General features: G+C 45.8%; 9 protein-coding genes. 1 reads left to right on the forward strand and 8 read right to left on the reverse strand.

Annotation, left to right across the window (positions count from 1 at the left end):
• Window positions 1-11 precede the first annotated feature (11 nt).
• The 8 genes from GA520_RS10835 to GA520_RS10870 form a co-directional block, all read right to left on the reverse strand.
• Complete coding sequence (locus GA520_RS10835; RefSeq protein ID WP_240910060.1) at window positions 12-2318, reverse strand: glycosyltransferase family 4 protein; 2307 nt, start codon at window positions 2316-2318, stop codon at window positions 12-14.
• Window positions 2300-3238, reverse strand: a complete 939-nt coding sequence (locus GA520_RS10840) for an ELM1/GtrOC1 family putative glycosyltransferase (RefSeq protein ID WP_163336592.1) — start codon at window positions 3236-3238, stop codon at window positions 2300-2302. Before GA520_RS10840 ends, GA520_RS10835 begins: the two co-directional genes overlap by 19 nt.
• A gap of 193 nt (window positions 3239-3431) precedes the next feature.
• Complete coding sequence (pilB, locus tag GA520_RS10845; protein ID WP_163336591.1) at window positions 3432-5672, reverse strand: type IV-A pilus assembly ATPase PilB; 2241 nt, start codon at window positions 5670-5672, stop codon at window positions 3432-3434.
• Between the two features lie 412 nt (window positions 5673-6084).
• Window positions 6085-7011 carry an FAD-dependent thymidylate synthase gene (locus GA520_RS10850; RefSeq protein ID WP_163336590.1) on the reverse strand — a complete coding sequence of 309 codons (927 nt, stop codon included), beginning with the start codon at window positions 7009-7011 and terminating at the stop codon, window positions 6085-6087.
• Between the two features lie 2 nt (window positions 7012-7013).
• Complete coding sequence (gene nifS, locus GA520_RS10855) at window positions 7014-8198, reverse strand: cysteine desulfurase NifS (protein WP_163336589.1); 1185 nt, start codon at window positions 8196-8198, stop codon at window positions 7014-7016.
• The gene (gene nifU / locus GA520_RS10860; protein ID WP_163336588.1) at window positions 8195-9034 is read right to left on the reverse strand and encodes a Fe-S cluster assembly protein NifU; all 840 of its coding nucleotides are present in this window, start codon (window positions 9032-9034) and stop codon (window positions 8195-8197) included. Before nifU ends, nifS begins: the two co-directional genes overlap by 4 nt.
• A gap of 174 nt (window positions 9035-9208) precedes the next feature.
• A complete protein-coding gene (locus GA520_RS10865) occupies window positions 9209-10942 on the reverse strand; it encodes a phosphoglucomutase (RefSeq protein ID WP_163336587.1) in 1734 nt (577 codons plus the stop codon).
• Between the two features lie 28 nt (window positions 10943-10970).
• On the reverse strand, window positions 10971-11156 hold the full coding sequence (locus GA520_RS10870; RefSeq protein ID WP_163336586.1) for a Trm112 family protein: 186 nt from the start codon (window positions 11154-11156) through the stop codon (window positions 10971-10973).
• A gap of 247 nt (window positions 11157-11403) precedes the next feature.
• Here GA520_RS10870 and GA520_RS10875 point away from each other — a divergent pair, with 247 nt between their 5' ends.
• Window positions 11404-12267 (forward strand): NAD(+)/NADH kinase, encoded by an 864-nt coding sequence (locus GA520_RS10875; protein ID WP_163336585.1) that lies wholly within the window; start codon window positions 11404-11406, stop codon window positions 12265-12267.
• Window positions 12268-12277 lie beyond the last annotated feature (10 nt).

The raw sequence follows: 12277 nt of genomic DNA on the forward strand, positions 1-12277 counted from the left end.
TATTAAATACGTTAATTTAAGGCATTGCGGGTTGTATCACGTTGACGGAGTACCTGGCTATACAATTGTAGCGTCTGGTTGCACATTGACTTCGTAGTGAACCTGGCAGCAACTCGCGCCCGGCCTCGATGGCCTATCCGCAACCGCTCTTCTTCACCCACAGACAATGCTTCATTCAGGGCATTTGCCATCGCCTCAGAATCCGAAGGTGGTACCAGCCAGCCAGTCTCTCCATGAACAACGGTTTCCAGGCTGCCACCATGGGCAGTTGCTACCACAGGTTTCCCCATGGCCATGGCCTCAACAGTGGTCCTGCCAAACGCTTCAGGCTCGCTTGATGAGGCTGAAACGACGATATCTGCCACCATATATGCCGCTGGCATATCACTGCAATGGCCGACCATTTTCACCTTATCCCCTAACCCATACGAAGAAATTAGCTCGACCAGTTCCTGATAATAGTTTGATTTCTCAACGATATCACCAACCAATACACCGATATAATCGGTATTTCCCAGCAACTGGAGGCTTTTTAAGAAAATATCCTGCCCCTTTAGACGTGTAATCCGGCCTGGCAACATCACAACCGGAGAATTACCACTCATTTGCCATTTATTCCTTAAAGCCTCAATCTTACCCTGTTCTATTCTATCAGGATCAAAAAGTGTGGAATCAACTCCCCTGAAAATAAGCGTGACATTTTCTTTTTTCCCATAATGCTCGGTTATGTGGTTCTTTATAGATTCAGAAACAGCGATTATACCCTCCCCTTTTGTCATAATGGCACTATAGGCGTTCACTGAGTAAAATCCATGGAAAGTGGTAATAAGCACTGGCCGATTTTTTTGAGGCAGGCTCCTCCAGACAAGATAGCCAAGCCATGCAGGCATCCTGGAGCGAAGGTGAAGGATATCAACCTGTTCCTTTTTTATCAGTCGACGAAGGGGAAAAAAATATTTTAGTACAATGGGGCTTTTGCTTCCGACCTTCATCGGAACATGAACAGTCCCTTCATTCTCAAGTTGCTCAACCATCCGGCCACCGCTTGAAACAACGAATGATCGATGCCCCTCTGATGCAAGAAAACCACCCATTTCCAGGGTTCCCCGTTCAACCCCTCCACCATCAAGATCAGGCAACATTTGCATTACGGTAATTTGTTCCCTGCTTGATCGTTTTCTTTTCTCCTCAAGCAGCTCGAAATAAAGATTTTCGGTCTTCCTGCACATCACGTCGGCAGTGAAATGATCGAGAACCCACTGGCGACCGGCACTACCAACTTTCTTTAACTCATCCCTGTTTGCCAGGCTCTTACATATCCTCTCTGACATCTGTCGGACATTCAAGGGTTCGACCAGCCACCCGGTTTTTCCATCTACAACTGTTTCAAGACTTCCTCCATGCGCAGTGGCAATAATTGGCTTCCCCATGGCCATAGCTTCTATCGCTACTTTGCCAAAAGCTTCAGGCTGGGTTGAAGACGCAGAGACAACAAGATCACCTGCCAGGAGAGCAGCTGGCATATCGTTGCAGTGTCCGACAAGTTTAACCTTATCCTGCAAGCCGTAATTCTCAATGCGTTCCTGTAACTTCTTAGTAAACGACGGGTTATCCGTCACATCACCAACAAGCAACGCAAGAAACGGGCTTTTAACTTGTGCAAGACTGTCAATAAAATAGTCCTGTCCTTTCCACTGGGTCAAACGCCCCGGCAAAATAATTACAGGATCATCCCCTTGCTCGACTCCCCACTGTTCACGCAATGTGTCAATGCGGTCTGGTGTGACATTGTCAGCATTAAACTGCTGCTCATCAAACCCGCCATGAATAAGCGATATCCTGTCTTCACTGGTTCCGTAGTTGTCGAGAATATGCTCCTTAATAGTTTTTGAGACGGCAACAACCCGTTCACCACGGGTCATAATTGTGGAATAACTATTCACGGAATAAAATCCGTGAAAGGTGGTAACAAGGGCCGGTCGTTGGGTTGGTGGCAGTGTCTTCCAGGCAAGATACCCAAGCCATGCAGGCAAACGTGATCTCAGATGGAAAATATCGATATTCTCATCCTGGAAAAATCGCCTGAACCGGTTAATGTATTTAAGACATCGATAACTTTTTTCGCCTACATGAGGCCAATGTATATGTCGACAACCACATTTTTCAAGGGCCTCAACCATCCGGCCACCGCCGGAAATAACAATGGATTCGTGACCTTTCTGGGCAAGGTACACTGCAAAATCAAAGGTTTCTCCTTCCACCCCACCCTCATCAAGTTCTGGAAGGACCTGGACTATTTTCAGCTTTTTATCGACCATCTTCTCACAATTTCTTCAGCACACCTTTGCGCCTCGTTGAAACGTATGCCCTCACGCCACAAAGACTTATCCGTTTGCCAGTCACGAAAATCAACAGCTAACCCTTTACCAACAAGCTCATTCATACTCCTTTTGAATTTATTATCCGTCTTTTTCCAATCCAGTGGGAGTAATCCGACTTTACAACCAGCAGTCAAGGCCTCATAAATCATCGACATGGAATCAACTGTCACCCATGTGATATCTGATTCCTCATATTTTTTCTCCACCCAACCTGCAGGCGTGTCCCTGAAATGAAAAAATTCAACTTCCGGACTAGCTTCTGCTATTTTTTGTAATGCTGCAGAGGTATCGCCGGGGGTTCTTGGAGACGTGGATACTGTCCAGTGAGTAGAATCTCTCTTTTCTGTTATAGCCTGCACATAGGAGCAAATGTGATCAGTTTCCCAGCCTTTACTGTAGGCGTTTGGCCCTCCGATAAGTATCAGCCCCTTACTGCCAGGGATTTTTTGGCTAAAGCCAGTCGTTACTGGTGGTCCGTCAGTTAGAAAAATATTGTCTGCTTCCGCCAGCCCATCATGACGCGGCACAAAACAAAGATCAAACCGGTTTCTTAAAAAAAAATCAGGCGCCATACAGGTAACTGCCGGTATGCGGTATTTTTTTTTTGTGGCAAGGATATCGAGGTGGGTTTGGGTACCTGTCCCTAATAGCAGGTCAGGGCTATTGAGCACATGTCGGCATCCACCGTCAGCGTAGAAATACAAATGAAGCAGGCTGCGCAATTTTTCGAGGCTGGATAACCTTTTTAGTTTAATGAACCGGGCCTGGATATCCACCAGTTTTTCCAGTTCGTTTAATACGGCCAGACTCTGCTTTTCATGGCCCGGACTTCCTTCCTGAAATATGACAATATTCATCCTGCAACCACCACATCTAATGAAAGGCAGTGACCAATAAGTATACAAAAAAACCGTTTCCCGAATCGAAAATATGGAGGGTCTACTATTTCCGTAGATTGGGTAAAGTACAGCTTGTACATCTTCCTTGCCTACCTTCCTAATAGCTTTTTTTTATCTTTTCTGATTGTCACAACAAGTAAGGTGTAAATCACTAATTCCTTCTGGGTGGAGTGGCGGGTGGCCTGCGTTGACCGCCACCTGCAAGTTTGAGGATAATCTGATTAGAATTTTTTAGTCGAGTCGTCATTGTCTTGAAAAGATGCTCGGCAACATCTGGATATTTCTCAATGACCTCATCGAGTTTATCTCCAGGAAACCTTTTTATCGTTGACCTTCCTTGTGACACAATAGTTGCCGTTCTATGCTCTCCTGAAATGGCGGCCATCTCTCCGAAGTACTCCCCTGGCTCCGTCAATTCAGCGATCTTCTTGCCACCCTTAATAACAGTAAGTCCACCTCGGATCAGTTTGAAAAAATCCCTATCCGTGTTGCCCTCACGAATGATGACGTCGCTATCTTCATACTCTTCTACATCGGGGTTTAAGAGATATGCTGGTAAACTATCCTTATGGGCAACGGTGCGTCTCAGTGCCTCTTCAACACTCGTAATTCCGTCCCGCACTTTCTGTAAGGCCGCTTCCCTGAGAGGAGTCATCCCTTCCTGAACAGAAATTTTACGCAACTGGTCTTCCGGAACTTCTGAACTTATTGCTTTCGCTACTTCATCGGTGGTTTCCATCAGTTCAAAGAAACCAACCCGTCCTTTATACCCTAAACCGTTACACTCCCCGCATCCAGCAGGGCCGTATATGGTCAGTTCATCGAACTCGTCCTCCTTAAAGCCAAAAGAGAGAAGCTCATCATGTGAGTAACTCATCTTCTTTTTGCATTTTTGACATAACCTTCTGCCGAGACGTTGAGCCAACACCATGGTCACAGAGGAGGCAAGCATATACGGGGGAATACCAATATCGATAAGACGTCCAATCGTGGCCGCACTATCGTTGGTATGCAGGGTGGAAAAAACGAGGTGACCGGTCATGGCAGCCTTGATAGCAATTTCAGCTGTTTCCATATCACGAATCTCACCTACCATGATAATATCAGGATCTTGACGTAGAAAAGCCTTCAGGGCGGCAGCAAAGGTCATACCGACTTCCGTATTAACGTTGACCTGATTGATCCCCTTGAAGTTGAATTCCACTGGATCTTCTGCTGTAAGAATCTTGATATCTTCTGAGTTAAGTGAGTTCAGGGCAGAATACAAAGTAACCGTCTTACCGGAACCTGTTGGTCCGGTAACAAGCAGCAGTCCCTGTGGCCTGTTCAAACATCTCTTGAGCATCTCAAAAGTGGATTGCTCAAAGCCAAGCATGGTGAGATCAACATTAAGCGAATTTTTATCAAGAATACGAAGAACCACCGACTCTCCGAAAAGGGTTGGCAGGGATGAAACACGAAAGTCGACAGACCTGTTCCTCCCCATTCGCATTTTGATACGTCCATCCTGGGGCACACGTCTTTCGGTAATATCGAGTCCGGCCAGGATCTTCAATCGTGCCACCAGGGCATTCTTGATATTGAGTGGCAGGTTCATGGATTTAAACAGTGAGCCATCCTTTCGATACCGAACCTGCATCGATTTCTCATATGGTTCCACGTGGATGTCGGAGACCCCATCCTGCACCGCTTTTATCAGAACGCCGTTTACGAGTTTGATAATCGGTGCATCTGAGGCGGCAAACTGATCCCCGAAACTCTCCTCCTCATCCGTCTCAATTTCGAAGTCATCCGCCGCCTCCGCCACGATTGAACCAAAGTCGTCTACCTGGGTAACTTCTAATTCCTCTTCAGCCTCTTCAACATCCTGGAAAAATGTTTTCACCTCTTCATCAGAAATCCCGTAGTGTTTCTTGTACGCCTCAATAATATCCTTCTCGGTGGAAACACAAACGGATAACTCTTTCCCTAGAGCGTCCTGAAGTTCTTCAACAGCCATGGAATCTGATGGTTCAGCCATGGTGATTTGTAAGGTGTTACCTGCCATCCGGAGTGGGAATGCCATATACTCCTTGGCAGTATCGTAGGATACAAGTTTGAGCACATCCTTAGAAGGAGGTTCATTTCTAATGATAACAGGTGGATAATTATGTTGCCGACTTAGAAAATTAAAGACAGTATCTTCATCAATATACTCCAACCGCCGGAGAATTGAACTGAGTCTCCCGCCGTTTTTCTTCAGATCCTTTTTGGCAGTCTCCAGCTGTGTCGGGGTAATATATCCGGCTTTGCTCAGTAATTCGCCAATCTTTATCTTCCCGGCACCTGACTGGTCCTTCACTGTCTTACGACGTGTGGAATTTTTTGCCAAACTATTTGCTTTTTCAGCCATAAATCTTGCAACCTGCGAAAAGTTCTACGATATCAACACAACACCTTCGCTATGGGCCCTGTATGAATTTCCGATGAAGCCTGGAAGTAGTCCTCTCCAGCTAGTGTTTTAAAGGTTTCCAGACGCAACGGTTAATAATATTTTCTGAGTGAATAAAAGATTATACTATCGCATATATCTTATCCCAATCGTTATGTAAATAATAATAATTTTTACATACTTTTGTATATCTTACCATTGTTTAGGTGGAATGTACCAGACAACAACCCTATTCAAATCAAAAAAACCAGGACAAACCTATTTCAGCAACCTGAAATTTAAGGAATATTCGTTACTAAAAGAAAAAAGCCCCTTACCTTTGCAGGCAAGGGGCCATAACGTTCAAACCAGATCATGTTACCAGGACACAACCCTATAATACGGCAAATCTCTTTTTCATTTCCTGTTCAAGCGGAATCATAATTTCCCTCATGGAGGGCTCAGCGGCTGGTGACGTTCTAAGCATGAATATATGCCGCCATTCCTCGAGGTTACAGTAGGTGATAATTTCAGTTTTACAGGAATTTGGCAGCACAGTACGTGCCGCCTGGGCTGTAGATGTCTCAAGTAATTTCATGTACAACTTTTCGGTATCCTCCATGGCTTGCTGCCACAGCTGATATTCATTCGAATCTTCCTCAAAAAAAACAGGCTTTACAAAGGTCACTTCATTGCCGAACTGTTCCTGACTGTATCGGCAATATCTTTGGCTCTCCTGCAGGAATGAACAAGGCCTGTGACGAACCAGTTCATGTGTTACGGCACGATTGACGATAAACTTGACTCCGACATATCTATGTCGTGCGAGCAATTCAGAAGGCAGATCCTCAACTTCTTCAAGACTGAGTTTCTCGATCCCGACAGACGTATCCGTTTCCATCGCAATGTCAGGATCAAATACACCTTCGAAGAGGTAAGGATACCTCTTGTGAAGTTCAACCATCAAATCATTAACAACCTGGTTATCACTGTATTTCACGTATATTTCACGGAAAGCCCGGATAGACCCGGTTATCATAATACCGGTGTCGATACGATCCGTTATAAAATACTTGGGTTGACAGGCATAAAATTCCAGAACATGGTCAGGGTGACAGTTAACCCGAAATGTGGCAACAGCCATTTCCAAAACCGAATTATGCCCATGTGCGGCTATCTTTTGGACAAAAGGTACAGCTGACTCCGGTGTTATTTTATCTTCACTCTTATAGCAGATTCTGCCGCATGCTTCCAGGCGCTCTGCCATCGGTGCGGTATCCAGCGCTTCCTGTATTTCAAATGACGGATCAATCACTCTCATATTTATTCACCTTTCCAAAATGGAGACATCTGTCGTAATGATTCAATAATGGCTGGCATTTTTTCAAGTACGAAATCGATTTCCTCCTCTGTGTTATACACACTCAGGGAGAAACGGATGGAACCATGAGCTGCTGTAAACGGCACTCCCATTGCGCGTAGGACATGTGAAGGTTCAAGAGACCCTGAGGTACAGGCAGAACCGGACGAGGCACAAATATTGTAACGGTTCATATGCAATAGAATCGCCTCTCCTTCAACATATTCAAAACTGATATTTGTAGTGTTTGGCAGCCGATCTTTTTTAACACCGTTCAGCAAGGATTTCGGAACCGCTTTTAACAAGCCCTCCTCAAGTTTATCACGAAGATACCTGACGCGGGAATTCTCCTCCTCCATATTTTGCGAAGCCATTTCACACGCCTTACCCAGACCAACGATTGAAGCCACATTTTCCGTGCCCCCACGCCGCCCACGTTCCTGGTGGCCTCCTGACAGATATGGAACAAATGCAGTTCCTCTCTTAACGTACAAGACCCCCACACCTTTTGGGGCATGGAGTTTGTGCCCTGACATTGACAAAAAGTCTATATCAAGTTCCTTGAGGTTCATAGGTATCTTCCCTACAGCCTGAACTGCATCTGTATGAAAGAGTATCCCTCTTTTATGGGCCATTGCTGCCATTTCCTCTACAGGGAAGATGACACCGGTCTCGTTATTCGCCCACATGACACTCACAATTGCAGTATCATCGGACAAAGCTTCCTCGTATTCCTTCAGGTCAAGTTGCCCCTCTGAATTAACCTTCAGTCTTGTCACACGATGCTTGTGTCCTGTCAGGGTGTCGAGGGTTTCGCATAAGTTTTTTATTGCCGGATGTTCAACACGAGTCGTAACAATATGGCGTTTTTCGGGAAAGGTTTGCAGGGCTGAGAGAATGGCCGTAGAGTCACTTTCCGTCCCACAACTAGTGAAGGTGATCTCCTGAGGCTCTGCTCCAAGCAGTGAGGCAACCCGCTCTCTCGCCTGCTCAACGGCCTCACCAACCTGCCCTCCAAAAGTATGCATAGAGGAAGGATTACCATAAAGATCGGTCAGGTACGGTATCATTTCCTCAAAAACTTCGGGTGCCACTTTTGTAGTAGCATTATTGTCCATATAGACGACTTTGCTATTTAAAGAACTCATGCGTCTACTTCCTCCACTATCAAACTTTCCAGGACAAACTCCCTTAGTTTTTTCTCTACATATTCCTTAATGGTCGTTTGGGACTTGGTGCAGCTTTTGCAAGCCCCGCGAAGCGATACCGAGACGAAATCTCCATCCACATCAATCAGCTCAAGATCACCACCATCTTTTTTGAGGCCCGGCCGTATTTCACGTTCAATAACCTCTTCAATCTTCTTTATTTTCTGGAGTGTGGTCAATCTCTTCGGTTTGGCTGGCTCGATTGTCTGAATAATATTTGCAGTAGTGCTTTCCTGCAAAAGAGCCCGAAGTTTATCTTCACACTTACCGCACCCGCCACCTGCCTTGGTGAAGTTTGTGATCTCTTCAACAGACCGAAGCGACGATTCCTGAATTGCCCTCTTTACTTCAATATCCGTGACTCCAAAACACTCACAGACGATCTCACCCTCGGCCATGGGCAAGGCAAGCCCTCGATAATCTGCAATAGCAGCTTCAAGTGCCTCACGTCCCATTACCGAGCAATGCATCTTTTCCTTGGGCAAACCTCCGAGAAAATCAGCAATATCCTCATTGGTGATTTTCTCGGCTTCATCAACCTTCATCCCCTTGATCATTTCGGTCAAAGCGGACGATGAAGCGATCGCGCTGGCACAACCAAATGTCTTAAACTTTGCATCTGTAATGACATCGTTGTCGTCAATCTGCAAGGTTAGTTTCAGGGCATCGCCACAAGCTAGTGAACCAACATCGCCGGTGCCGTCTACCCTATCAACTTCCCCGACGTTTCTCGGATTAAGAAAGTGCTCCTGAACTTTATCTGTATATTCCCACATTGATATCTCCTTAAAACTGGATGGTAGTAAAATGTTTCTAGTCTAGCTGATAATAATACCTGCCATCCAAAAAGCAATGTAACTGTTCAGCCTTTATCTAAATTCAGCTTGAATTCCCCTTCTCTGCTGATTAACTGAAATTTCCGAGCGACGCCAGGTCCTGGAAATAACATTTTATACCAGCCCGATCTCCTCCAGCATAGTCTTCGCTGTGGTTACCAAATGGCTTGTTCCTTCAGTAGTACGTGATTCGACATAAAACCTGACTTTCGGTTCAGTTCCAGATGGGCGAATCATGAGCCAGGAGCCATCTTCAAATATCATTTTCCGCCCATCAATATCGATTACTTTCTCAATCTTCATAACATCAGACCCTACAGATACCACACTGCCGACATCATACTTTTCCAACTGCTCGAGCCGGTCAAGAAGCTCCTTCCCCTTCACCTGAACCTCCACCCCATCGCGATCGGGGTAGTAAGCACCAAATTCATTTTCTATCTCAGCTAAGTAGTCTCCCAGATTCCTACCGGTGGTCAGAACTATATCCATGGCTAGCAGCAAACCGATATACGCGTCTTTTTCTGGGGTGTGTCCAATGATAGAAATGCCATCTGACTCCTCAAAAAAAACCAGCGCCTTTCCCACAACCGGCTTAAACTCCTTAAAGCCGACACGGGATTCAAAGACCTCCTCACGAAACACACTGGCAATACTATTGGCTAGATTTGAACTCGCCACAGTCTTTGCTACCATACCCGACATTTTTTTATAAACGGTAAGAAAATGGTACACCATTGCACCGAATTGGTTCATACTTATTTCAGTGCTTCCGTCTGTAAAACGAATTCGGTCACCGTCAGGATCGATTATCGCCCCTATTTTCAGCACTTCCTTTCGCTGTGCCAGTACATTCGTTACCAATTGAATGTTTGCAGAGGATGGTTCAGGTGCTATCCCGCCAAAGGTAGGGTCATCATTTTCCCTTAATAATACTAACCTACCACCTGCATAACTGCCAAAGAGTGACGTAATGTCAAGACGTGAGGCACCGTGCACGGAATCGACAGCAACAACAATGTCATCATTTCCGGTAAACGATTGCATTATTGCATCAAGATCGACTTGATGGATCTCTCTGCTGGTGCGGACCAGTGACTTCCAGCATCCAAGAGCATCCACTCTGACAACTCCTTCCAATTGGACAGGATCACAGATATCCTGTTCCATTACATCGAAAAGAAATCCGTCTTGCAAAAGGCAACTGGTCAACTCAGTAATTCTGTAAGTCAATTCTGCTGCTGCCGGTCCGCCATCAGCCGCGTTAAACTTATACCCGCCATATTCAAGCGGATTATGTGATGGTGTCAGGTTTACCGAAAAAGCGGCTTTTTTCATGAGCACAGCGGCCGATAATGCCCCTGTGGTAGCTTCCCCCGCATACAGCACCTTGAAACCGTTCCGGGTAAGAACCCGAGCGACAACCCAACCAAACATTTCCCTGCCGAACCGGTTGTCATGACCAACCACACATCCACGCTCTCTCGCCTCGGCAAGAGAACCGACACCAAGATACCCAAATATTCCGTCATCTGCCGTCTGGTACATATCAACTATTGCCTGAGTGACACAAGCAACAGTCCGCAGATTCACGTCTTCCCCTAAGATCCCTCTCCACCCGGATGTCCCGAATTTGACAGGCTCACGCGGGTTTGAGCTGTTCGAAATGATCTCATTTCGAACAAACGCATAGGCTTCATTTATCCTCGTTTGAATATCGGCCGAACCGGTTGATTCTACTTTCTGCTCAAGAAGTTTTTTGATAAGCTCAAAAGAGTTTTTTTCACTGTGCGAACCTTGTTTTAGTGATTGCCTGGCAATATCTCCCCCACCACTATCGCCAACCATCTCAACCTCCTTTCACCATGAAAAGAATCTATTGTTGCATATCTATCGGTTTCAACTCCTGAGCCTCTTCAATCAGCATGACCGGGATATTATCGCGTATTTCATACAACAACATGCAACTGCCACAAGCCAGTCCATCTTTTGCTTCAAGGTACTTCAAAGATCCTTTGCACTTCGGGCAAGCCAGAATGGCTAACAAATCTTCATCTATCATTATCAAACTCTCCTTATCTCACATCCGGGCTTCTATTTGCCAGTTCTTTCCAAGGTTAGAATAATTTCACATATCAAGCCAAATCGACAGTATTTTCTCAAACCATACCCTTATTATATGAATTATCAATTGAAATTCATCATCAAGTACATTACTACAGACACCATCCGTAAGTTGTTTTTATTGTATTCGTCATCCGCTCACCAATGCAAGAAAGTTATGCCTGGAGCAGGCCGGGAAAAGAATCATGAACGGGACAAACAAGTCTTATACCACCATAGACCACCTGAATGTCTCCAAGGTCGGTATTATTATCAAGAAAGACGACCTCAGGGCATCCCGCTATGCTGAAAGGCTCGATACCTGGCTGCAATCACGAGCTATTGCCACCTCACGTGACATTATCACCGATGATCTGGACCTTTTGATAATTCTTGGTGGGGACGGCACCCTGCTGCACATTGCCGAGAAAGCTGCCAGGTATTCCATTCCTGTTGCCGGAATCAATCTAGGAAACCTTGGCTTTTTGACCGAATTCACTGAAGACGAAGCGGAACAGGCCTTAGCCCGTATACTCAACGGACCGATTCCTATTGAAAACAGATTGATGTTGAAGACCCGTCTCCTCCGTGATAACACAAAACAACCTTACACATACGCACTCAACGAAGTCGTCATAAATAAAAATACTCTTGACCGGCTCCTTCACCTGGCGGCCTATGCAAGTGGTAATTATATCACGACCTACAAGGCCGACGGTCTTATCTTTTCAACACCAACAGGATCAACAGCGTACAATCTCTCAGCCGGCGGACCACTCGTCCACCCAGGCCTCGACACCATCCTTGTCACGCCCATATGCCCTTTCATGTTGAGCAGCAGGCCTATCATCCTGCCGGCAACAACTGATATCACCACCGTATTTGAAGGAAATGACAACGCGGACTGCGCCCAGGTGATTGTCGACGGCAAACAGCACTGGGAAATGCGTGCAGGAGACACTCTTGAGATTGAAGTAGCCGAACACCCTCTGCTACTTATTGCCTCCCCAGCCAGGGATTATTTCACTATTCTGCGTAATAAACTTCACTGGGGAAGCCAGGATAACTGACCAGCATGGC

This window comes from Desulfopila sp. IMCC35008, from assembly GCF_010646885.2.
In the GTDB taxonomy this organism is placed as follows: domain Bacteria; phylum Desulfobacterota; class Desulfobulbia; order Desulfobulbales; family Desulfocapsaceae; genus Desulfopila.

What these genes read in the sequence shown, in the direction of transcription:
- GA520_RS10850 (WP_163336590.1), bottom strand. Translation starts at nt 7,011, where the DNA reads ATGAGAGTGATTGATCCGTCATTTGAAATACAGGAAGCGCTGGATACC.
- nifU (WP_163336588.1), bottom strand. Translation starts at nt 9,034, where the DNA reads ATGTGGGAATATACAGATAAAGTTCAGGAGCACTTTCTTAATCCGAGA.
- GA520_RS10875 (WP_163336585.1), top strand. Translation starts at nt 11,404, where the DNA reads ATGAACGGGACAAACAAGTCTTATACCACCATAGACCACCTGAATGTC.
- GA520_RS10840 (WP_163336592.1), bottom strand. Translation starts at nt 3,238, where the DNA reads ATGAATATTGTCATATTTCAGGAAGGAAGTCCGGGCCATGAAAAGCAG.
- GA520_RS10835 (WP_240910060.1), bottom strand. Translation starts at nt 2,318, where the DNA reads ATGGTCGATAAAAAGCTGAAAATAGTCCAGGTCCTTCCAGAACTTGAT.
- pilB (WP_163336591.1), bottom strand. Translation starts at nt 5,672, where the DNA reads ATGGCTGAAAAAGCAAATAGTTTGGCAAAAAATTCCACACGTCGTAAG.
- GA520_RS10870 (WP_163336586.1), bottom strand. Translation starts at nt 11,156, where the DNA reads ATGATAGATGAAGATTTGTTAGCCATTCTGGCTTGCCCGAAGTGCAAA.
- GA520_RS10865 (WP_163336587.1), bottom strand. Translation starts at nt 10,942, where the DNA reads ATGGTTGGCGATAGTGGTGGGGGAGATATTGCCAGGCAATCACTAAAA.
- nifS (WP_163336589.1), bottom strand. Translation starts at nt 8,198, where the DNA reads ATGAGTTCTTTAAATAGCAAAGTCGTCTATATGGACAATAATGCTACT.